The organism is Achromobacter anxifer (assembly GCF_903652925.1).
GTDB lineage: Bacteria > Pseudomonadota > Gammaproteobacteria > Burkholderiales > Burkholderiaceae_B > Achromobacter > Achromobacter anxifer.
This window is the reverse complement of the sequence record NZ_CAHLAR010000015.1, coordinates 1-22,321: the sequence shown is the minus strand read 5'-3', so window position 1 is coordinate 22,321 and position 22,321 is coordinate 1. Positions and strand designations below refer to the sequence as shown.

The window sequence follows — 22,321 nt, the reverse complement described above, 5'->3', positions numbered from 1 at the left end:
GCCGTCGCCGGTTCGTCATTTGTGGCAAACGGCGCAGGAGCCGTTGCCCTCGTCGACTCCGTAGATGTCGTCGATATCGTCCGGGCTGGCCTTCACAGGTCGCAGCGGATTGATGGGAATGGCTTTGAGCATGCGCGCGCGGCGGATGCCGTATTCGGCTTGAATTTCCGCGACGCGTTCTGGCTGTTCCATGTCGGAGAGCGATTCGCCCTTGGACCAGGTGAAGGGAGATCCGTGCTCCAAGGCGTCCTTTTCAAGGGCCTTGGCGGCCTCATATGTTTCGGGATGCCGCTCTCGCAGGCGTACCCATTCGATCTTCTGCTGGAAGAAGCAGAAGGTGCATCCGCTGCGCGATCTCCATTCGTAATACTTGGGGTAGCCGACGCCGGAATTCTCCAAGATGTCGATGACTCCGGCCTTGTCGATGCCGGCCTCGCGGAAGGGAAGCTTTACGAATAGGTTGTCAGCTTTCGCTGAGTATCCCTCCCGGTAGTCCTCATCGGCACGGATGGCCACATAGGACGTTACAGTGTCACCAGCAGCTAGCATCGGCCTTACCCAGTTCTCAAATGGAGCGAGCTTTAGTTTCCGGGTGCACCACCGAGTGTTTGGATTTGGAAGGAAATGGTTGTATTGGCGTAGCCAGAAACGAAAGTCTCGGCCTGGATTCAGGCGAAGGATCGGCTTGCCAAGTCGGCCTTCAAGTTTTCCAAGAAACTCGTAGACTTCTGGTAGCTCTTCGCCGGTATCGGTGAAGAAGTAGTCGATGTCGAGTTCCGGGTGGTGCTCGCGCATATAGATCGCCAGTGCTGCGCTATCCTTTCCACCAGAAATTCCTAAAACGTGTTTTTCAGCCATTGGCGTCCCCGCTATTCACCGAAGCCAGTTTCATACCGACTTTTGCAAGAATGGCTAGCAAAACGTCGGCTTCTAGGCCTTCGCCTTCGAGCATTGAAGTAATCTCGCCGGCCTTTCTCTCCACGGTTTCACGATACCGGTCCGAGATCGCGAATGAACGAGACACCGCCCGAGTGCTAGCGCCAGTTCCGATGACGACAGCAATGGCTTCGCTGTGTGCCTTGCGTCCCTGGACAGCCACGAATGCCTCTGCTTCTCGGAAGCGGCGAGCAAGCTTAGTCAGTTCCAGAATTGCTGCGTCAATGTGCCGATCTACCCAGTCACGAGGGGGCCGTTCGGCTGCGAGGCTAAGGATTCCTTCCAACGAAGCTCTCGATCCGTCGAAGTTGGCCAGGCGGGTCGCAAATCCGTCCAATTGCAGATCGCCTGAGATGCCCGCAACAGATTGTGCTCGTTCTCTCAGTGCTTTCAGGTCATCTCGGCTGGCGTCGAGAGCATCGAACATCTTTGTCGCGACTTCTGCCAACATCTTGCCGTACGCATGTGAGAGCTCTTGCAAGGGCGCGCGTAGGGCGGCTACGTAGGTGTCGCCATCAGTAGCACCCAATAATGATGCAAGATCAACGAACAAGACCTTGTGGGGATCGCTAGCCTTCAAGAGCATGTCGCGCAGGTCTTTAGCGGTTTGCCCCAACCTGGAGGTCCGTCGAGCCCATTCAGGCAGATTGAAGACCATAGCAACAAGGCCCCGAGCAGCTTCAAGCGGGTCGGCGGCGCCAGCTGTTTCACCAATCTCAGCCAAAAGGGTCGAGATGCCATTGAGGATTCGGTTCTTGTCTTCGTCGATGGCCACCCAGCGCAGCGAAAAACGGTCAGGATCTTGCAGGCATTCGTCGATTTCGAAGTCGGTAAGCCTCGGTACAAACATTCCGTCTTTGTAGACGGCGATGTTGGCTTTGTGTGCCAGCAGAAATGCTGTGAGTATTACGGGCTGGATGCCCCGCTTCATGCCGAATGGAGGCCCACTCCACAACGTATAGATCTCGTGAGCGCCGACACGCATATCAGCGTTAGAGAAAAGAGCGCGTGTGGCGTCCCATAGTGGTTCGAACTTTGTGGCAAATCCATCGCCGGGCGGCAGACATCTCCACGCGCCAGAACTGTCTAGGCGATGTAGCTCTGTGTGCCGGAGTAACGTCTCGTAGAGGCCACGCTCAGCAGGAAAACCTTCAAACCCCAATGCTTCCTGACCCTCCGCGCTAATCATCGCGTGTAGCAGATCCCGCCGAGCCTTCACGCTGTTGCTGGAAATGCTGTCGCGGTTGACCAGCTCGCTCCAAACCGGGGCAGAACGGCAGAACAATTCATCGGCCAGCATGGAGGCTTCTGGAGAGAGCTTTTCTCCAGGTTCAACAATCTGATGCTCACCTTTATGCCACTTTGCACGAGACACCGCAGCCTGTAGTTGATCCTCTAGATCAGCCCGAGTTGCGGCGAGACGTGCGTGGACCTCTCGGCGAGCGACAGGATCTCCAGAAAGCTCGTCGCGATCCTTAACCTGCTCGAGAGCCACTAGCTCCGCTGAAAGATCAGCAATGCGAACATTATTGGTGGGGATGCCTACAATCACCGGCCACGGTCGGACCGTCGAGCATGCCGCCGCTCGAAGGCTGGCAGCCCTAAGGCTCATGCCCTTGTCAGGAAGTGCCAGGATGAAGGTTCCAAACTCACCTTTCTTTGGCTGAAAGCTTGCGGCTATCTTCTCGGCGTGTTCGATGCTGCACAGTGATAGCTCCATCCAGCGCATCGAGCCCGTTTCGTGATAATGACGTTTGGCCACGACGGGATGAAGCCCCATGAGTTGGGACAGTCGTGAGTAATCTATGCCAGGCGATGCCGCCAGTGCTTGGGCTATGGCGGCATCAATGTCGAAGTCGCTGCCTTCGAACACCGACCAGGCGCCAGTATAGCTCTTGAAGAGCGCCACCTTGAGCGTACTGAGCTTTTTCAGCGCCGCTTGGATCTCGGAAAGCGGTCGGGGGTAGAAGAGCGACTGGATTACAGCTTCCTCGGCCGCTAAACCGGACCCATTACGGAATAGATCTATTACCGCGATGCTCTTGAGCATCGCAACAAGCAAGGCGTCGCCAGTTTTTGCTTCGGCACGTTCTACTGCCTCGACGGCTTGCGACCATCGGTGCCCATCGGGCGAGGCAAGAATCGCCGGCTCCAGGTTGGAGCGGAGGTAGTCCCAGTAATCGCTCGGGCGATACCAGGTTGCTTCACTTTTGAGCGTCGAGTTCAGATAGGATCGGAAGCCATGCGGCTCTACCGACGAGAGGAAACCAAAGGTACTGCGCTCGTTCTGACCGAACTGTCGCTTGGAGATCGGACCTAACAGGGCGGCCATGGCAGGGTGCAGCGGCCAGCAGAGTTCTAGGCTGGCAGCAAAGTTTTTCCCGACGGCAGGGCGACGTGAGCGAATGGCTTCGGCTATTTTCTCTGATGCTTCTCGCATCCAAGGCGGGCGATTTTCTGATTCGATTGCACGACCGATTAGCTCGACAACTTCGTCGCTTGCGGCTACGAATGGCAAGTCGACGTATCGACCTTGAACTTTGGCCCAGTCGTCACGGGTATCGATCCCCAAGCGAGTCGCATATTGGGCAAAGGATTGGTGGAGTACCCCAATCACTACGAGTCTTCCTTCGGATCGCGCGGCTGCTTCAGCGAGTTCTTGGAAGAAGTACACATCGTCTCCGGAGCCCAGAGCAGATGCTTCCAAGAACTTACCCATCTCGTCAATAATTACCAGAGTGCCATCATGCGGACGGCTCTTGGCTTCCTCAAGGAGATCAGTGATCAGCGTTTGAGCGTTAGGCTTGCTGCGACTATCGACGTTCTTGCCTTGTGCGCGGCGAAGGGACGCATGAAGCTCCGTGATGATGCTTCCACGGCGACCAACGGCCGGAACGATTAACCACCCTTTCCGGACGGGGAACGCTTGATCGAAAGAGGGGTGCGAACCGAGTTGAAGCGCCCGACGGGCTTTGTCGCGGAGGCTCTTGTCGGGGTGTAGGGCGCTTGCCAGCGTGACTGCTAGAGAGCTTTTGCCGCCTCCAAAAGGTCCCGTCCAAGTGAAGCAGCGCTGATTGGTATTGGTGATTTGCTTGGACATGCCATCCAGTACCGCTGCTGCGGTTGCATGGCAGATATATCCGGAGAATGCGTCCGCGCGGCCGATGTCAGCATCGACGCGAATCGATCGCTGATATTGACGGGAAATCTGGACGATGTCTGAAAGAGCCTGTTGTTTTTCGTTAGTCATAGGCCCGCCTAATCAAATCTTTAATATCGTTCTTCGAAAGTTCCTTGCGATGGACTTGGCGTAGGCCAGCTGAGTCCGTCCATTCGAGCTTTCGTTTTGTAAAGTCCGAGAGAGAAATCAAACGTTGAGCGATCGATTCCTCGTCAAGTTTAAAAACGCGCCCAGGCGCCCCTTCTCCATAGGCAATCGTTTCGAAGGCTAATGAGCTTTGCCCTGCTGCGGTGCGATTCCAATAGTCAACAAGCGCATAGGCAAAAACTCCGTCGTGCAAAGAGGTTTTGGGGCCACGACGGAAAGCGTATTGCCCCTTGTGAACCTCTTGCAGCAGCCCCAACTCGCCTAAGAGGGGCTCGGCGAAATCTTCAGGGGACCCTCCGGCGACGCGCGGCGCGTAGCTTCGAAGACAAGTCTCCAAATCGCGTGAGATAGTGGAGCTTGACAGCCTATGCTTCGGGTCGCGTTGGCGCGCATAGAGAGCTAACGGCTCTTCAAGCTCGATGCGGGTGAAAGTCGGTGCTGTTACGCGGTTAAACAGCCAATACCAAGTTGTGGACCGAGCTCCATAACCGGCCAATTGCCAGTGAGCGAGCCACGATGTCGACGGGCTTTCTGCATAGGGGTCTAGTCCCCCATCCATCAATATTTCCTTTGCTATATTTCGAATCCGAAAGCTGTCCCCGTCCTCGACCATAACGCCGCAAGCCAAGGCCCAATGGCGGATCGATGCCACCATGTTTTTTCCAACCCCGAATTCTGCGATCGCCTTAGCGTCTGTTAATGCAGATTTCTTAATTCGACCCCCGTCGGCCTGCTCGAATAGTTTTTTCAGCCACATTTGCCGCAAAGGAAACGTTTCGTGGCCTGAGAAATGAACGGATGTCCCGCGCGGGGGAAGAGACGTGGAATTTGTCATGGTTCTTACAAGTCTACCTTGAACTGGTGGTTTCCACCAGTTCGTCCATGATAGCTAGACTGTATATAACCACAGTAGGTTGTCGGTGGCAATCTTCGACCTTGTGCACTGCCTGAGTGGGGATTCCTGGCAAGCCACTGAGTGCTGCCCTGCTGCCGGTAACCCACCAAAAGAGCGCAGATATTTAGCAGGCAGGGGAGCCGAACTCGTCAGGGATGGAGTTGTCGTTGGTCGCCACGGCGAGATTAGGAGCGGCATCGACATTACGAGGTGCAAATTGGCGGGTGGAAGAACTATTAGCGATCTTTTCGCGAAGCCAGCTTGGTTGCGGCTGGTAAAAAGGGGCAGATTGGCGGCGTCGCATAGCCGGGACACCCCTCGATCAGGTGCGGACGGCCCCAGATCAAAACTAGTAAGGCGGCGTCCCCAACTCGGTCGGCCGCAGGGAGAGGGGGCCTTTCAATGGGTAAACACGCGTAGCCCAATGACTGACTAGTTCGGAGAACGAGGACAGAGCTGTAACTACTTGGCAGCGAGACGTCTAGTCGTGCTATGCCAGCTGCCGTCGTCGAATTTGTTCAGCCTTGGTCGGCCGTCCACGTCGGCGTGCAACCTGTGGCGGGGCTGTTTGCTCAGGTGTGGCGAGTACCACTTTTCGGACATGCTGCGCTTCGCGCTGAGATGCCAGCCAAGCATGCACCTCCGCTTGTTCATAGCGCAGAAGTCTGCCCACTTTAACGCAGGGCGGTAGCGGTTCTCCGCGAGTACGCCGGTTGTACAAGGTCTGCACAGACAAGCCCAGGACGGCGGCCAGCTGATCGGAGGTTAAAAGCTTTTCCATCTTTACTTTCGCGAAGGCACTGGCACATGCCAGCAAAAAGTATAGACAGGGAAGGGTAGTCATGGCCGCCTATCAGTACCCTCCGCTAAGTCGTACAATCCGCGTCGGCGCCATCGAGGTTGACCGCACTTTTAACGCACTGACCGCAGTAAAGTGCGTTAGGTCGCGGTAAGCTCTGGTAAGCTAAGCTCATGATTTTTCTAGATATTCATGTTGGTCTGCCCCTGGCAAAACACCCTTAAAACGGACTCTTAATCCGTAGGTCGAGTGTTCGAGCCACTCACAGCCCACCAGAATTTCAAAGGCCGTTGACGATGATCGTCAACGGCCTTTTGTTTTTCCGGTCGGCGGGAACACATTTCGCAGAAAACATGGACCCGTCCGGGACATGAACCCGTAACGCCGACAACCTCGCCAGTTTGCTTAAGCCGCGCCTTAACACTGGGTAAACGTCCGCTGAATCACAGCGGCCTCGATGGTCTCTATAGTGGACTCGTTTCCAACCGAGAGAGCCACGCATGTCCAGTCCCGCTGCCATACCCGCCTATCCCCAGGCCGTGCTGTTCGACCTGCTTACCGCCTTGCTCGATTCCTGGACGGTATGGAATCGCGCCGCCGGTTCCGAGGCCGCCGGGCGGGCGTGGCGCGCGGAATACTTGCGGCGCACCTATGGTTGCGGCGCCTATCAACCGTATGAGCGCCTGGTGCAGGAGGCCGCGTCCGCGGTCGGTTTGCCCGCGTCGGCGCCGGACGCGCTGGAGGCGGGCTGGGACGAGCTGCCCGCGTGGGATGGCGCTCGCGAATTGCTGCAGGCCCTGCGGCCGCATTGCCGTCTGGCCGTGGTCACCAACTGTTCTGCCCGCCTGGGGCGGCGTGCCGCCAATCTGCTGGGCGTGGATTGGGATGTGGTGGTGACGTCGGAGGAGGCGGGTTTCTACAAACCCGACCCGCGGCCCTATGAGCTGGCATTGGCGCAGTTGCAGGTGCTGCCTTCGCAGGCCGCGTTCATCGCAGGCTCGGGCTACGACATGTTCGGCACCAGCAAGGTGGGCCTGCGCACGTATTGGCACAACCGGGTGGGACTGGTTCTGCCGGAAGGCGCGGCGCGGCCGGAGCTGGAGTCCCCGCGGCTGGAAGCGGCGTTGCCGTGGCTGGAGCGATTCAACGCCGCCTGACGGCAAGCCCCGCCGCGCAACCCGCCAGTCCCCGCCTCAAGCGGCTGGCAAGGAAATCGCATCCCCCAGCCCCTTGACCTCCTTCAGCACGAACGAGGTGTAGACCTCCTTCACGCCCGGCAGCGCGCCCAGCACGTAGCGCGCCAGATCGCCGAAGGCGTCGAGGTCGCGGGCGATGACCGTCAACTGGTGGTCGTAGCGGCCCGAGACGCAGTGGCAGGAGAGCACTTCCGGTACCTGCCTGACGGCGTCCTCGAACGCCTTGACGTGTTCAGCGCCCTTCATGTCCAGGGAAATCCAGACGAACGCCGTCACGCCGAAGCCGAGCTTCTTGACGTCGACCTCGGCCCGGTAACCCCGGATTACGCCTTCGTCTTCCAGGCGCTTGACGCGCCGCCAGCAGGGGGAGGGCGTGAGCGATACGCGCTCGGCCAGGTCGGCGCTGGACAGGCGTCCGTCGGCCTGCAGGGCGGCCAGGATTTGCAGGTCGGTGGGGTCGAAATTCTTGCTTTGCACGATTCTTCCAATGAGTAGAGAGTTTCGCTAATTTCAATCCAAAATATTACACATTCGCGTCGAAAAATCGGAAATCTTCGCCGATCCGCTCCGGTATCTTTGTTTGGCTGTTAGAGGGGGCGTCGGCACCAGGAATGCTCCCCGTTTGATCACATATGGAGCAGACATGAGAGATTCGAATCCGGTACGCAAGGCGCTGCTGGCCCTGGAGCCTACCGAGGGGTGCTGGCTGACCCTGGCGAGCCCGGCAGTGGCCGAGGCGATTGCGCATTGCGGCTTCGACTGGCTGGTCGTGGACATGGAGCATGCGCCCAATGATGTGGCGAGCCTGACGGCGCAACTGCAAGCGATCGACTCGGCGCGCGCGCATGGCGCCACCGCGTATCCGGTCGTGCGGGTGACGGTGAACGATGCGGCGCTGGTCAAGCGCGCCATGGATTGCGGCGCCCGGACGGTCATCTTCCCGAACATCGACACGGCCGAGGACGCTCGCCGCGCCATCGCCTCGATGCGTTTCCCGTCGGAAGGTAACGGCGGCGTGCGCGGCGTGGCCGGCCTGGTGCGGGCGGGCATGTACGGACAGGACCCCACCTACGTCAAGCTGGCCAATGAACAGGCCTGCGCGATCCTGCAGATCGAGTCGGCGCAGGCGGTGCGCAACGTCGAAGCCATCGCCGCGCTGCCGGGAGCGGACTGCCTGTTCGTGGGCACGGCCGACTTGGCGGCCAGTCTCGGCCGTTTGGGCGACATGACTCACGTCGAAGTCCGCGAGGCCGTCGACCGCGTGATCGCGGCCGGCAAGGCGGCGGGCAAGGCGGTCGGCATCTTCGCCAACGATCCCGAGGAAGCGGCGCGCTACCGCAAGCTGGGCGTGCAATTCATTGCCCTGCATTCCGATGTGGCCTGGCTGGCCCGGGGCGCGCGCCAGGCGCGCGCGCAGTTCGACGCGGCATGCCGCTGAGCCGGCGGCGCGATCACTTTCATCTGGTACGACAGGAACAGGCATGAATACAGCAGTATCTTCCGGCGGCTTCAGCTCGACGGCGCGCGCCAGCGTGCAGACTTTGCGTTCGTCGCAGATCCGCGAGGTCGCCAATGCAGGCATGGGCCGCGCCGATGTGCTGCCGTTCTGGTTCGGCGAGCCCGACGAGCAGACCCCGCCCGCGTTCCGCGACGCGGCCATCGCCCACATCGCCTCGGGGCAGACGTTCTATGTGCAGACCCTGGGCGTGCCCGCGCTGCGCGAGCGCCTGGCGGCCTACGTCAGCGGCCTGCATGACCGGCGCGAGGTGGACAACATCGCGGTGACCAGTTCGGGCACGTCGGCGCTGATGACCGCGGTGCAGGCCATCGTGGGCGCGGGCGATCACGTGGTGGCTGTGACACCCCTGTGGCCCAACCTGGTGGAAATGCCCAAGGTGCTGGGGGCGAGCGTGACGACCGTGCCGCTGTCGTTCTCGGAGAGCGGCTGGCGCCTGGACCTGGATGCCTTGCTGGCGGCGCTGACGCCGGACGTGCGGGCGCTGCTGGTGAACTCGCCGAACAATCCGACGGGCTGGGTGATGAGCGCGGAACAGCAGCGCATCGTGCTGGAGCACTGCCGCAAGCACGGCATCTGGATCATCGCCGACGATGTCTACGAACGCTATTACTACGAAGGCGCCGTGGCCCCCACCTTCCTGGACATCGCCGCTCCGGACGACCGCGTGGTCAGCTGCAATTCGTTTTCCAAGGCCTGGCTGATGACGGGCTGGCGCGTCGGCTGGGTGGTGGTGCCGCGCGGCCTGCTGCCGGAAATCGGCAAGCTGATCGAGTACAGCAACACCTGCACGCCAGGCTTCGTGCAATCCGCCGCGCTGTGCGCGCTGGAGCAGGGCGAGCCGGTCATCGCGCGCACCGTGGCGCGGCTGCGGCTGGCGCGAGACCACCTGGCGTCGCGGCTGGAGCAGGTGCCGGGCGTCGAACTGGCCGGCGCGGCGCCGGGGGCGATGTACACCTTTTTCCGCATCGACGGCGTGTCCGACAGCCTGGCCTTCTGCAAGGACCTGGTCGTGCGCGGCGGGCTGGGCCTGGCGCCGGGAACGGCTTTCGGGCCCGAGGGCGAGGGCTATCTGCGCTGGTGCTACGCCAGCGCGCACGACCGTCTGGATGAGGGAGTGGATAGACTGGCGCGTTTTCTGGCGGCGAGCCGGGGCAAGACCGCCTGAACGGCCGCGCCAAACCTGACCACTGGGGTACGACCCATGAACACATCCGAGCTTCCCCGCTCCCTGGAATGGATAGAACGGCTGGTGCGCTTTGACACCACCAGCCGCCTGTCCAACCTGGGCCTGATCGAAACGGTGCGCGACCACCTGGCCGCGGCCGGGCTGGCGCCCAGGCTCATCTACAACGCCGACGGCAAGAAGGCCAATCTCTTCGTGACCGTGCCTGCCTATGACGGCGGCACGCAGGGCGGGGTGGTGCTGTCCGGCCATACCGACGTCGTGCCGGTGGATGGCCAGGCCTGGAGCAGCGATCCGTTCGCGCCCGAAGTGCGCGACGGCCGCCTGTACGGCCGCGGCACCTGTGACATGAAGGGCTTCATCGGCGTGGCGCTGGCGATGCTGCCGTCGTTCACGTCGCGGCGGCTGCGCGTGCCGCTGCATCTGGCGCTGAGCTATGACGAGGAGGTCGGCTGCCTGGGCGCGGATGCCATGCTGCGCGAGCTGGCGAAGCTGGACATCCGGCCCGACAGCTGCATCGTGGGCGAACCCACCGAGATGCGCGTCATCTCCGCGCACAAGAGCAGCAATCTGTACCGTTGCACCGTGCACGGCCATGCCGCGCATTCATCGTTGACGCCGCGCGGCGTCAACGCGATCGAGTATGCGGCGCGGGCGATCTGCCATATCCGCGACATGGCGGACGGCCATCGCCAGGACGGGCCCTTCGATCACGATTTCGAGGTGCCGTACACCACCGCGAACACCGGCACGATCTCGGGCGGCCTGTCCGTCAACACGATTCCGGACCGCTGCCAGTTCGAGTTCGAATTCCGCACCATCCCGGGCGTGCTGGCGCCAGACGTGATCGGCGGCCTGCGCCGCTACATCACCGGCGAACTGCGCGACCGCATCAAGGCAGAGAATCCACAAGCCGATATCGAACTAGAAGCGCTGGCCGAGGTGCCGGGTTTCGATACCGCGGCGACCGCCGAGATCGCGCGGCTGGCGCAGGCGCTGACCGGCGCGCGCGGCACCGAGAAGGTGGCCTACTGCACCGAGGCTGGCCTGTTCCAGCGCGCCGGCATGACCGCCGTCATCTGCGGCCCGGGCAACCTGCAGCAGGCGCACCGGCCGGACGAGTACGTCGCGCTGTCGCAGATCAGCCTGTGCGAACAGTTCATGGAAAAGCTGTCGGGCCATCTTGCGATGGCCTGACTGACGATGCGTTGATCGATAGTTAATTTTTAAAAAAACAGAGGGAAAAATGGCTTATTCGGAGAAGACATGGAATGGGGCGGCCGCCGCCCGCAACAAGGCGTCGCCAGCCGGCGACCGGCGCGCCCAGGCGCGGCGCGCGGTGATCGCGGCTTCCATTGGCAATGCGCTTGAATGGTTCGACATGATCGCGTACGGCACGTTCGCGCTGATCATCGCCAAACTCTACTTTCCGTCCGCCAGCGAGAGCTCCTCGCTGCTGCTGGCGCTGGCTACGTTCGGCGTGTCCTTCCTGATGCGGCCGCTGGGCGCGATCGTGCTGGGCAGCTATGCCGACCGCGCCGGACGCAAGGCGGCGTTGACGGTGTCCATCTTCCTGATGATGCTGGGCACGCTGATCATCGTGCTGGTGCCCACGCACGCGCAGATCGGCGTCGCGGCGTCGGTCATCATCCTGCTGGCGCGGCTGATCCAGGGCTTTTCGGCCGGCGGCGAGTTCGGCAGCGCGACGGCGTTCCTGATCGAGTATGCGCCGGACCGCCGCGCCTATTACGCGAGCTGGCAGGTCGCCAGCCAGGGCGCGGCGATCCTGCTCGCGGCGCTGTTCGGTGCGGTGCTCAATGCCTCGCTGACCGAGGCGCAGCTGGAGAGCTGGGGCTGGCGCATTCCCTTCGTCTTCGGCCTGCTGATCGCGCCGGTGGGCTACTACATCCGCCATCACATGGATGAAACACCCGAGTTCAGCGCGGCGGAAGCGTCGGCCTCGCCGCTGAGCGACATGTTCGCGGGCCAGAAGCTGCGCCTGCTGGTGACCGTGGGCTTCGTGGCGCTGGGTTCGGTGGGCAACTACCTGGCCCTGTACATGCCCACGTATTCGATCCGCCAGCTGGGCCTGCCGCCGACCATCGGCTTTCTGGCGACGCTGGTCACGGGCGTCATCATGACGGTGGGCTCGCCCTTCATCGGTTCGCTGGCGGACCGCATCGGTCCGGCACGCATCATGACGGCGGCGGCGCTGTTGACCGCGGTGCTGTGCTATCCGCTGTTCTACCTGCTGGTGTCGTATCCGAGCGTGGGCGTCCTGATGATCGTGCAGGTCATCCTGGGCGTGTTGGCGACCGCCTATTTCGCGCCCATGCCGGCGCTGATGTCCGCCATCTTCCCGGTGCAGGTGCGCACCACCGGCCTGTCACTGGGCTACAACATCGCGGTGACGATCTTCGGCGGCTTCGCGCCGTTCATCCTGACCTGGCTGATCGCGACCACCGATTCCAAGCTGTCGCCCAGCTACTACCTGCTGGCCATCGCGCTCATGGCCCTGGTGTCGCTGAACGTCGCGCGGCGCACGTTCCAGCAGCGCTAGCCTCAGGGCGCCGGCCTCCGTGACGGGGGCCGGCGGCTGGAATATTGCCCATTGTTGCGCCGCGGCCGGACTGCCGGTCCGGCGCAAATATGGCGCTATCCCCGCGGTTTTGCCGATAGTACAAAATGTTGCCAGCCTCCCGTCCCGCGCTTGCTAGCATGGTTTGGCCGGAATCATCCGGCGCACCGACGGGATTAGTGGAGGTTTCCATGAACTCAAGAACAATACTCAACCGGATCGCCGTGGTCGCGGCATCGGGAGCTTTGCTGGCGGGTTGCGCCACGCAGCAGCAGACCAATACCGCCGTGGGCACGGGCGCCGGCGCCGCGATCGGCGCAGGCCTGGGCGCCTTGATCGGCAACGGCAAGGGCGCCGCCATAGGCGCGGGTATCGGCGCGGTGGCGGGCGGCCTGGTCGGCTACAACTGGAAGGTCGTCAAGGAAGACGTGCAGAAATCGGGCGCGTCGTCGCTCGGCATCGACGTGGTCGAAATGCCGGACGGCAGCCTGAAGGTCAACATTCCCAGCGGCGTTTCCTTCGACACCGACAAGACGCAGCTCAAGCCCGCTTTGCTGCCGGTGTTGGACAGCGTGGCGCGTTCGCTCAACCAGCATCCCGAGCTGCGGGCCAAGGTCGTTGGCCACACGGACAGCACGGGCGCGCTGGCGCACAACCAGACGCTATCGGTCAACCGGGCCAAGAGCGTGACCGACTACCTCGGCAAGCAGGGCGTCGCCGCCAACCGGCTGACGGTCGAGGGCCGCGGGCCGAACGATCCCATCGGCGACAATGCGACCCCCGAAGGCCGCGCGCTGAACCGCCGGGTGGAGATCTACCTGTACGCGGTGCAGCAGCAGTAAGCCTGGGCCAGCCCAGTATCCGAAGCGGCTGGCGCGACGCGCCGCCGCTTCTTTTTTTTGGAGTCCGTCATGAGCATGTTTCCTCCCGCCCGCGTCGGCACCGATACCGCCGTGGCCGCCTTGTCAGGCTGGCAGGCGGTGGCGATGCGCGACGCCATCGAGAAGCGCTTCCGCTTTCCCAATTTCAATGCGGCGTTCGGCTTCATGGCGCGCGTGGCCATGTTCGCGGAAAAGCTGAACCATCATCCCGAATGGACCAACGTCTACAACCGCGTGGACGTGACGCTGACCACCCATGACGCCGGCGGCGTGACCGAGCTGGACGTGCGCATGGCGCAGTTCATGGACGAGGCCGCGGCGCAGCTGGGCGCCACCGCGCCCAAAGCCTGAGGCGGGCCAGCGCCAGGGTTAGGGCTGCGCGTTTTGCAGCCCGACCCGGCGCTAGTCTTCCGCGCCGTCCGCGTCCGGCTGCAGATGGCCGATGACGCGGTCCAGCATGTCGCCCAGCAGGCGCTGCTCATCGGCGTCCAGGCAGCCGAAGATTTCCTCGTTGCGGCGGGCGATCAGGTCGATGACGCGCTGGTATTGCTCCAGGCCCGCCGGGGTGGGGGCCAGCACCACGCCGCGGCCATCAGACGCGGACAGGGTTTTCGCGACCAGGCCGCGTTCCACCAGCGCCTGCGCCGAGCGGCTGGCCTGGCCCTTGTTCAGATTGGCGGCGCGCGCCAGGTCGTTGACGGACAAGGGCGCGTAGCGGCCGATGGCCGCCAGGCAGCGCGCTTCGCCCAACGGAATGCCGCAGTCCGCCAGATAGGCGCGATTCGTGTCCCTGTCCGTGATCTTGTTGAGCACGTGCAGGCGGTAGGTCAGGAATCGTTCGAGGGCGGGCGGGTTCACGTCGGCTGGGCGGGAGCGGGGGCGGGATAGTGTGCCAGAGGGCCTCCTGCGCGACAGGCGGTTTCCGCCTGCGCCAGCAGCGCGGCCGCATCGCGCGCGTCCGTCAGCCGGGCCAATAGCGACAGGCTCAGGATCGACAGGAACAGCGGCGCCTGTTGTTCGCCGACGCGCGTCAGGGCCTGCGCCATGGCGGCATAGGCCTGGTCCAGTTCATCGTTGTTCATGCTTGGCCTTCCTTCCGGACGCTCCGGGATATCAAGGGGTAATAGGGCGTGAGGGCGGCGATCAGGGTGGTGGCAGCGGGCGTGCTCCAGCGGCCCAGCACGTAGCCGTCCGGCCGCAGCAGGTAGACGGTGCCGGGTTCGGCTCCGTAGCGCTGGCGCAGTTGTCCGTGTGTGTCCTCCAGCGCACCGGCGCCGGTTCGCAGCAGGCGCAGCGGATGGGGCGAATCATGGGTGGCGGCGGCCAGCGCCTCCAGTTCCGCGGCCAGTCGGGCGCCGGGTTCGAGCGCCAGCGCCACGAAGCCGGCGCCGAAGCAGGCGCTGAGGTGCAGCGGCGCATCGCCATCCTGCAGCAGCGCTTCGGGCGCGGGCTGGCCGGGCGCGGCGGCGGCGCCGGCCCGCGGCGCGCCGTCCTCCAGGTTCAGCGCGGAGGCGTCGTACGAAATGGGCGCGGACTGCCGCGGGTTGATCAGCGGGCGCACTCGCTCGTCGGACAGGGCCAGGCGCAGCGCGGCTTCGCGCATCAGGCGGAAACCGAAGTCCGGCGGGGCCATGAATTCGGTGCTCTTGGCGCCATAGGCGAGGTTCTGCCGGGTGGCGTGGACGCGCTCGAAGCTGTAGCTGTCCAGCAGGCTGTCGGGAGCCTGGCCCTTCAGCACCCAGGCCAGTTTCCAGGCCAGGTTGCCGGCGTCGTCCAGGCCCGAGTTCAGGCCGCGCACGCCGAAGATCGGCACCAGGTGGGCGGCGTCGCCGGCGAACAGCACGCGGCCGTGGCGGTAGCTGTCCAGCGTCAGGCATTTGGCGTTGTAGATGGAGATCCACAGCGCCTTCCAGGGCGCGGTCTCGCCGATCATGTCCAGATGGCTTTGCACGCGCGGCAGCACGTTCTCCGGCTTGACGGCCTCTTCGGGGTCTTCGTCGTCGCGGATCTGGTAGTCCACCCGCCATACATTGCCGGGCTGCCGGTGCATGAGCAGGGTGGAGCCGGGGTTGGATGGCGGATCGAACCAGGCCAGGCGTTCCACCGGGCGGCTGGATTCCTGTTCGATGTCGACGATGACGTAGCGCCCTTCGTATTGCATGCCTTCCAGCTTCAGGCCCATGGCTTCGCGCACGGCGCTGCGGCCGCCGTCGCAGGCGATCAGCCAGTCGGCGCGCACGGTCTGGCGGCCGCCGTCGGCATCCACCTCGACCGTGACGCCGCCGGCGTCCGCGCGCAGGCCGGCAAGCCGCGCCGACCAGCGCAACGCAGCCAGGTCCGGATGCCGCTGCATGGCCTGATGGGCGTATTCCTCGACCGCGTACTGCTGGATGTTGACCATGGGCGCATAGCGTTGCAGCGGGTCTTGCGGCATCTCGAAGTGCAGGACTTCGCGGTCCCGGAAGTAGCTGCGGCCGCCGCTCCAGGCCAGGCCGGTGGCGGTCAGCGGGCGGTCGGCGCCGACCCAGCCCATGATTTCCTGCGAGCGCCGCGAAATGCAGATGGCGCGGCTGCCGCTGCAATAGTCGTCGTCGGCTTCCAGCGTCAGGGAGGCGATGCCGTATTCGGCCAGCAGGGCGGCCAGCGTCAGGCCGACGGGGCCGCCGCCGGCTATGAGGACGGGAACGTGCGCGGGGAGAGGCATGCTGTCTCCTTGTATATTGGTTGTGTACGCAACTATATTCCCGGAAGGTTGTGTGCGCAACCATATTCGCAGGGCGAAAAAAAACCCGCCGGATCGGGGCGGGTTTTCTCGGCTGCGTGCCTGTCAGTTGCGCACGTAGTAGATGCGCATGGCTTGCTGCTTTTGCGCGCCGTCCAGCACGCGCAGGACCACGACCTTGGCGGTGAAGCCGTCGGGCAGTTTCAGCTGGCCCAGCGCGTAGTCGTAGCGGTCCACGTTCAGGGCTGGGCCTTCGGGCGTGACGGTGGCGGCGCGGCCATTCGGGTAGGTACCGTCGATGGAGAAGGTCAGCGTGCCCTTGAACGGCGCGCCCTGGCGGTCCTCGCGCATGACCAGCACCTGATAGTCCAGCAGGCCGGGCGCGCGCTTGAAGGTGGCGGAGCGGATGCCCAGGTTGCCGCCGCGCGGGTCGGCGGGCATGGCGTCCTGGAACAGCACCAGTTCCTTGTTCAGCGTGTCGATCTTGCTGCGGGCATCGGCCAGGTCGGTGGTCAGCTTTTCATGGCCGGACTTGTTGGCGTCGCGCTGCTGGGTGGCTTCTTCCAGCTGGCTTTGCAGGCGCTGGCGTTCCAGGTTGGCCGTGCTGAGCTCGCTGTGCAGTTGCTCGGACTGCTCCACCGTCAGGCGCTGCGGGCCGTAGTTGGTCTGCAGGAAGAGCACGCCGCCGGCGCCCAGGGCGATGCCCACCAGCAGCAGGACCAGCCAGCGCGGCATGCGGCGCGTGCGTTGGCCGGGCTGGTACACGGAGGGCTTGAACACAGCCCGTTGCGATCTTCCGAACATCCCCATTCCTAGAAAACTTCCTGTATGTTTGCCTGCCCGCGCGCGGGCCAAAGCGCTAGAGAATACCCCGTTAGCCGGGGCCGTTGGGTGCGCGGAAAATCCTGGTTGCGCACCTTGATATTGTGAAATATGTGGACTTCAGCGGGCCATGCCGTTGAGTTCGGCGTCCAGGTCCGCCAGCCGCTGCGGCGTGCCGACATCCGTCCATTTGCCCATGTGGCGCGCGCCGCGCACCAGGCCGCGGGCCATGGCCTGCCGCAGCAAGGGCGCCAGGGGCGCCGCCGCGCCCCGGGGGACGTCGGCGAACAACGAGGGATGGTAGACGCCGATGCCCGCAAAGGTCAAACGCGGTTCGCCCTGGGCGTGGATGCCGCCGTCGGCCTCCAGGCGGAAATCGCCGGCCGGATGCTGGGGCGGATTGTCGACCAGCAGCAGCCAGGCGCCGCCGCCGGCCAGGCCGCGAGCCAGATCGGGGGCCGCGGCTGGGTCCCAGTCGCACCAGACGTCGCCATTGACGACCAGGAAGGGTTCGTCGCCCAGCAGGGGCAGCGCCTGGGCGATGCCGCCGGCGGTCTCCAGCGCGGTTTCTTCCGCCGAATAACGGATCCGCACGCCGAACGCGCCGCCGTCGCCCAGCGCGCGCACGATCTCGTGGCCCAGCCAGGCATGGTTGATGACGATGTCGCGGATGCCGGCGGCCGCCAGCCGCCGCAGATGCCAGACGATCAGCGGCTGGCCGCCCACGGACAGCAGGGGCTTGGGCAGGCGGTCGGTCAGGGGGCGCATGCGTTCGCCGCGGCCCGCCGCGAGGATCATGGCCCGCATCAGAACGTGTACCCGACGCTGACCTGGCGGTTCTCGAGCTTGTCCAGCAGGCGCAGCAGGGGCGCGAAAACGCCGTAGCGCTGGGCCACCTGGCGGACGTAGCCGCTGACGCGCGGCATGTGGGCCTGATAGTGGGCCTTGCCGTCGCGGTGGTGGAGGCGGGCGAACACGCCCAGGATGCGCAGGTTGCGCTGCAGCCCCATCCATTCATAGGCGCGGTGGAACTCGGCGAAATCCGCGTCCACCGGCAGGCCGGCGGCGCGCGCCATTTCCCAGTAGCGGATGGCCCAGTCCAGCTGCTGCGGCTCTTCCCAGGTGGTGCGGGCGTCGGTCACCAGCGAGGCCAGGTCGTAGGTGATGGGGCCGGCCAGCGCGTCCTGGAAGTCGATGATGCCGGGATTGGGGCCGTACTGCGGCCGGTCGCAGACCATCAGGTTGGGCGAGTGGTAATCACGGTGCACCAGCACCTGGGCCTGGCCGCCGTTGCTTGCCGACAGCAGCGCGAAGATCTTGTCCAGGGCGTTCGCGGTCTTGCCGTCCAGCTCGACGCCGTGGTGCTTGCGCACGAACCATTCGGGGAACAGCTTGAGCTCGTCGGCCAGGCGGGCCGTGTCGTAGGTGCCCAGGCCGGCGGTGGACGCCGTTTGCAGGCGGACCAGCGCGGCCAGCGCCTCGCGGTACAGCGTCTGCAGTTCGCCGTCGGACAAGCCGGCCTGGATGCGCTGGTAATAGGTCTGTTCGCCCAGGTCGGACAGCAGCAGCAGGCCTTGCTCCAGATCCTGCGCCAGCACGGCCGGCACGTTCAGGCCGACATCCGCCAGCAGGCGGTCCACATGGAGAAACGGGCGGCAGTCTTCGTGGGCGGGCGGGGCGTCCATGACTATCAGGGTACGCTCGCCGGCATCCAGCCTGAAGTAGCGGCGGAAACTGGCATCGGCGGACGCCGGGCGCAGCGTGTCAACGGCCAGATTCAGGGCGGCGGGCAGGCCGCCCAACCAGTTGCGGATCTGCTCCAGGCGGGGGTCGTGATCGTTTTTCAAGGAAGATCCGTGTCAGAAAGGCAAAATTGCTGAAATTTGTATTCCGAGCACATAAGTCTGGGCCTATGGCGCGGCTTCTCTATAATACCGGCTCGTTTCCGTTAGCATTGGCCCTTCGTGGGTGCCGGTGTCGCGTTCCCACCATCGTCATAAAGGGCTGTTTTCACTCGTGCGCAAGGTTCGATGGTTGATCCTCTCTGCTGTCAGTGTCGCCGCCGGAGCCGTGCAGGCCCAAGGTAGCCAGGGCAGCGTCCCCGCCGCGTCGTCGACCTCGGCGACTCCCGTGTTGCGCACGTCGCCGGGCCTGCGGATCCACCGCCTGCCGGACGACAGCATTCCCGCCTTCATGGAGGCGGACACCATAGACGGCGATCCCGATTCCGACCTGACCCTGACGGGCAACGCGCAGGTGCGCCGCATTGACAGCGTAATCAAGGGCGATCGCATCAACTACCGCAAGGACACGGGCGCAGTCGACGTCCAGGGCAGCGCGCGCATGATGCGCGACGGCACCCTGGTGGTTGGGCCTAGCGCCAAGTTCAACGTCGACAAGTCTTCGGGCGAGATCGAAAAACCCAATTTCTGGATGGGCGCCAATGGCGGCTTCGCGGTCGCCGAGCACGCGGACATCTTCAGCCGGTCGCAGATGCGGCTGCAAACGGTGACATATAGCGGCTGCTCGTGCGAGACGCCGTCCTGGTACATCAAGGCCAAGACCGTCGACATCGACTTCGACGAGAACGAAGGCGTGGCGCGCAGCGGCGTGCTGTACTTCAAGGACGTGCCCATCCTGGCGTCGCCCTACATGACCTTCCCGGTCAAGAAGGAACGCAAGTCGGGCTTCCTGATGCCGACTTACGGCACGACCAGTCAGGGCGGTTTCGATTTTTCGATTCCGTATTACCTGAACCTGGCGCCGAACTACGACATGACCATACAGCCGCGCTATTTTTCCAAGCGCGGTCTGCAGCTGGGTGGCGAGTTCCGTTATCTCGGCAATGGCTACGCGGGTGACATGAATGGCACCTACCTGCCCAACGACAACATTACCGGCACTGATCGCTGGTTGTACTGGTGGCGCCACCAGCAGACGTTTTCCCATGGGTTCTACGCGGATTGGGATTTCGCCAAGGTTTCGGACGATAACTATTTCCGCGATATTTCCCAGCTGGGGTTGAATCAGGCTTCCACGACCTATTTGCCGCAACGCGCGCGAGTGGGCTGGGCTTCCAACTACTGGAGCGCTTACGCCCAGGTCTATAAGTACCAGACGCTGCAGGATCCAGACGCGCCGTTGTCGCCGCCATACGACAAGGAACCTGAACTGTTCCTGCGTGGCGCGCGCTACGACTGGGGCGGATTCGACGTCGATTGGACATCGACCGCGGTGCGCTTCAAAAAACCCTTGATGGAGGGCGTGCGCACCGGCCCGCAAGGCGATCGCCTGCAGACGTACCCGACGGTTTCCTATCCGATCGTCCGTCCCGGCTGGTTCATCGTTCCGAAGGCTGGGGTGAACTACACCCAGTACCAGACCAACTGGTATGGCGCCGACTGGCTGGGCCTCAACGCGGGCACCCCGAATGCGGGCACTTCCTACGGTTATCCGCAGTCGCAATCGCGTACGGTGCCGATCATGTCGCTGGATTCCGGCCTGATCTTCGAACGTGACACGACGTTGTTCGGCAAGGCTTCCACGCAGACCCTGGAGCCGCGCCTGTATTACCTGTACGTGCCGTACCGCAATCAGTCCAAGCTGCCGGTCTACGACACATCCCTGGCCGATTTCAGCTTTTCGCAGGCGTTCGAGGAAAACATCTATAGCGGCGGCTGGGATCGAATCGCGAACGCCAACCAGCTGACTGCGGCGTTGACGACGCGTTGGCTGGACGCCAATACCGGCTTCGAGCGCTTGTCGCTGGCTGTGGCACAGCGGCTGTATTTCGAGGACCAGAAGGTCACGCTGCCCGGCGAAACGCCGCGAGAGAACGTGCGTTCTGATTTCCTGGTGGGCGCCAGTGCGGCCCTGACCGACACGCTCAGCACCGAGGTCGCCGCACAGTACAACCCCTATGACAACAACTGGTCGCGCGGCCTGGTCAGCGCGCGCTGGTCTCCGCAACGTTTGACCACGGTGGCCCTGTCCTATCGCTATCAGCGCGACCCTCAGCCTGGCGTCTACTACCAGCCGCAAGGCCAGAACCAGGTCAGCTTGGCCGTCCAATGGCCGTTCAGCAAGCGCTGGTACGGCGTCGGGCGGGTGGACTACTCTTTGCGTTCCGGTCCCTCCAGCACGATTGCCAACACGATGGATGGTCCGCGCGTGACCCAGGCCATCGCCGGCCTGGAATACAAGGGCGATTGTTGCTGGGTGGGCCGCATGGTCTACCAGCGCTACGCGGTTTCGGCCACGGACGCCAACTCGGCACTGTTCTTCCAGCTTGAGCTGACCGGTCTGGGCGCCCTGGGCACGGATCCGATGAACCTGCTGAACAGAAGTATCCCCGGCTACTCGCGCATCACGCCGCCTGTACCGACCGGGACCACATTTGAAAGGTATGAATGATGCGTAGGTTGCACTCTTTGCGCCGCCTCTCCGGCAATGCGCTGCTGTTGGCCGTTTGCGCCGGCTTGCCCGTCGCCCACGCGGCCGAGCAGGGCGGCAAGGGCGCGAATACGGGCGCCAAGGCCAACACCCCCGCGCAGAAGAGCGCCGCGCCCGCGCCGCAGCGCGAACAGTTCGTCGACGGCATCGCCGCGATCGTGGACAAGGACGTGATCACGCTGCGCGAGCTGCGCGAGGCGACCCAGCGCATTACGGGCGAACTGAAGTCGCGCGGCATCCAGGTGCCGGACGACCAGACTCTGCAGCATCAGGTGCTGCAACGCCTGATCATGGAGCGCGTGCAGCGCCACGAAGCCGACCGGATGGGCATCCGCGTGGACGACGCGCAAGTCGACCAGGCCATCCAGACCATCGCCAGCCGCAACAAGATCACCGTGGCGCAGTTGCGCCAGGAAATCGAAAAATCCGGCACGCACTGGGACGCCTACCGCAAGTCGCTGCGCGAAGAGATCCGCACGGATCGCCTGCGCCAGCGCGCGGTGGACTCGACCATCGTCATCTCGGACGCGGAAGTCGACGCCTTCCTGAAGGACCAGCGCCGCAACCCGGCGTTCGGCGCCGCGCCGCAAGCGGCCCCGCAGCCGCAGGCCCAGCCGGAACCCGCGCCGGAGCAGGCCGCCGCGCCCTCCGGCCCCATGCTTTACGCCCTGGCCCAGATCCTGGTGCGCGTGCCGGAAGGCGCGTCGCCCGACCAGTTGGCCGCGCTGCGCAAGAAGGCCGAAGGCCTGCTGGCGCAAGCCAAGCGCGGCGACGATTTCGCCAGCCTGGCCGCCGCGGCGTCCGATGGCCCGGAAGCGCTGCAGGGCGGCGTCATGGGTGTGCGTCCGCTGGACGGCTGGCCCGACCTGTTCGTGCAGGCCGTCAGCAATCTGCAGAAGGGCCAGGTCAGCGGCCTGATCCAGAGCGGCAACGGCTTCCACATCATCAAGGTGATGGATCGCGGCACGGCCCAGCCCGCGCCCGCCCGCACGGCCCGCGCGCCGGCGCCT

20 protein-coding genes are annotated in these 22,321 nt (G+C 63.8%); 9 read left to right on the top strand and 11 right to left on the bottom strand.

Features of this window, described 5'->3' with window-relative positions; genetic code table 11:
* Positions 1-15: 15 nt before the first annotated feature.
* The 4 genes from HWY37_RS30940 to HWY37_RS30925 all read right to left on the bottom strand — a co-directional run bounded on the left by HWY37_RS30940 (position 16) and on the right by HWY37_RS30925 (position 5,940).
* On the bottom strand, positions 16-858 hold the full coding sequence (locus HWY37_RS30940) for a phosphoadenosine phosphosulfate reductase family protein (RefSeq protein ID WP_176090565.1): 843 nt from the start codon (positions 856-858) through the stop codon (positions 16-18).
* On the bottom strand, positions 851-4,186 hold the full coding sequence (locus HWY37_RS30935; protein ID WP_176090564.1) for an ATP-binding protein: 3,336 nt from the start codon (positions 4,184-4,186) through the stop codon (positions 851-853). Before HWY37_RS30935 ends, HWY37_RS30940 begins: the two co-directional genes overlap by 8 nt.
* Positions 4,179-5,099, bottom strand: a complete 921-nt coding sequence (locus HWY37_RS30930) for a DUF4007 family protein (protein WP_176090563.1) — start codon at positions 5,097-5,099, stop codon at positions 4,179-4,181. The genes HWY37_RS30935 and HWY37_RS30930 overlap by 8 nt, the downstream gene beginning before the upstream one ends.
* A gap of 550 nt (positions 5,100-5,649) precedes the next feature.
* On the bottom strand, positions 5,650-5,940 hold the full coding sequence (locus tag HWY37_RS30925; RefSeq protein WP_176090607.1) for a helix-turn-helix transcriptional regulator: 291 nt from the start codon (positions 5,938-5,940) through the stop codon (positions 5,650-5,652).
* A 518-nt stretch (positions 5,941-6,458) separates the two neighbouring features.
* Here HWY37_RS30925 and HWY37_RS30920 point away from each other — a divergent pair.
* On the top strand, positions 6,459-7,115 hold the full coding sequence (locus HWY37_RS30920; RefSeq protein WP_175209669.1) for an HAD family hydrolase: 657 nt from the start codon (positions 6,459-6,461) through the stop codon (positions 7,113-7,115).
* 36 nt (positions 7,116-7,151) lie between these two features.
* Here HWY37_RS30920 and HWY37_RS30915 read toward each other — a convergent pair whose 3' ends face one another.
* On the bottom strand, positions 7,152-7,631 hold the full coding sequence (locus tag HWY37_RS30915) for an Lrp/AsnC family transcriptional regulator (protein WP_118932644.1): 480 nt from the start codon (positions 7,629-7,631) through the stop codon (positions 7,152-7,154).
* A gap of 166 nt (positions 7,632-7,797) precedes the next feature.
* Here HWY37_RS30915 and HWY37_RS30910 point away from each other — a divergent pair, with 166 nt between their 5' ends.
* From HWY37_RS30910 to HWY37_RS30885, 6 genes are all read left to right on the top strand, one after another.
* Positions 7,798-8,592 carry an HpcH/HpaI aldolase family protein gene (locus tag HWY37_RS30910; protein ID WP_175209668.1) on the top strand — a complete coding sequence of 265 codons (795 nt, stop codon included), beginning with the start codon at positions 7,798-7,800 and terminating at the stop codon, positions 8,590-8,592.
* Positions 8,593-8,635: 43 nt separating this feature from the next.
* Positions 8,636-9,838, top strand: coding sequence for a pyridoxal phosphate-dependent aminotransferase (locus tag HWY37_RS30905; protein ID WP_175209667.1), 1,203 nt, complete (start codon positions 8,636-8,638; stop codon positions 9,836-9,838).
* Positions 9,839-9,874: 36 nt separating this feature from the next.
* Positions 9,875-11,053, top strand: coding sequence for an acetylornithine deacetylase (argE, locus tag HWY37_RS30900; RefSeq protein ID WP_175209666.1), 1,179 nt, complete (start codon positions 9,875-9,877; stop codon positions 11,051-11,053).
* 49 nt (positions 11,054-11,102) lie between these two features.
* Positions 11,103-12,416 carry an MFS transporter gene (locus tag HWY37_RS30895; protein ID WP_246302457.1) on the top strand — a complete coding sequence of 438 codons (1,314 nt, stop codon included), beginning with the start codon at positions 11,103-11,105 and terminating at the stop codon, positions 12,414-12,416.
* A gap of 209 nt (positions 12,417-12,625) precedes the next feature.
* Positions 12,626-13,276, top strand: a complete 651-nt coding sequence (locus tag HWY37_RS30890; protein ID WP_176090562.1) for a YiaD family glycine zipper/OmpA-like lipoprotein — start codon at positions 12,626-12,628, stop codon at positions 13,274-13,276.
* 69 nt (positions 13,277-13,345) lie between these two features.
* Positions 13,346-13,666, top strand: coding sequence for a 4a-hydroxytetrahydrobiopterin dehydratase (locus tag HWY37_RS30885; protein WP_176090561.1), 321 nt, complete (start codon positions 13,346-13,348; stop codon positions 13,664-13,666).
* Between the two features lie 51 nt (positions 13,667-13,717).
* Here the strand turns inward: HWY37_RS30885 and HWY37_RS30880 are convergent, their stop codons facing one another.
* The 6 genes from HWY37_RS30880 to HWY37_RS30855 form a co-directional block, all read right to left on the bottom strand.
* A complete protein-coding gene (locus HWY37_RS30880; RefSeq protein ID WP_176090560.1) occupies positions 13,718-14,173 on the bottom strand; it encodes a MarR family winged helix-turn-helix transcriptional regulator in 456 nt (151 codons plus the stop codon).
* A complete protein-coding gene (locus HWY37_RS30875) occupies positions 14,170-14,397 on the bottom strand; it encodes a hypothetical protein (RefSeq protein WP_176090559.1) in 228 nt (75 codons plus the stop codon). The genes HWY37_RS30880 and HWY37_RS30875 overlap by 4 nt, the downstream gene beginning before the upstream one ends.
* Entirely contained in the window at positions 14,394-16,019 is a 1,626-nt protein-coding gene (locus tag HWY37_RS30870; protein ID WP_176090558.1) for an FAD-dependent monooxygenase, read from the bottom strand. The genes HWY37_RS30875 and HWY37_RS30870 overlap by 4 nt, the downstream gene beginning before the upstream one ends.
* 123 nt (positions 16,020-16,142) lie before the next feature.
* Complete coding sequence (locus tag HWY37_RS30865) at positions 16,143-16,841, bottom strand: DUF6776 family protein (RefSeq protein ID WP_176090557.1); 699 nt, start codon at positions 16,839-16,841, stop codon at positions 16,143-16,145.
* A 138-nt stretch (positions 16,842-16,979) separates the two neighbouring features.
* Positions 16,980-17,666: an N-acetylmuramate alpha-1-phosphate uridylyltransferase MurU gene (murU, locus tag HWY37_RS30860; RefSeq protein WP_176090556.1), complete on the bottom strand. Its 687-nt coding sequence runs from the start codon at positions 17,664-17,666 to the stop codon at positions 16,980-16,982.
* Positions 17,666-18,706 (bottom strand): aminoglycoside phosphotransferase family protein, encoded by a 1,041-nt coding sequence (locus HWY37_RS30855; RefSeq protein WP_176090555.1) that lies wholly within the window; start codon positions 18,704-18,706, stop codon positions 17,666-17,668. The genes murU and HWY37_RS30855 overlap by 1 nt, the downstream gene beginning before the upstream one ends.
* A 169-nt stretch (positions 18,707-18,875) precedes the next feature.
* Between HWY37_RS30855 and HWY37_RS30850 the strand changes: the two genes are divergently transcribed.
* Together HWY37_RS30850 and HWY37_RS30845 are read left to right on the top strand one after the other, a co-directional pair.
* Positions 18,876-21,272, top strand: a complete 2,397-nt coding sequence (locus HWY37_RS30850; RefSeq protein ID WP_176090554.1) for an LPS-assembly protein LptD — start codon at positions 18,876-18,878, stop codon at positions 21,270-21,272.
* On the top strand, positions 21,269-22,321 hold a 1,053-nt coding region (locus HWY37_RS30845), incomplete at its 3' end, for a peptidylprolyl isomerase (protein ID WP_176090553.1). The genes HWY37_RS30850 and HWY37_RS30845, both read left to right, overlap by 4 nt.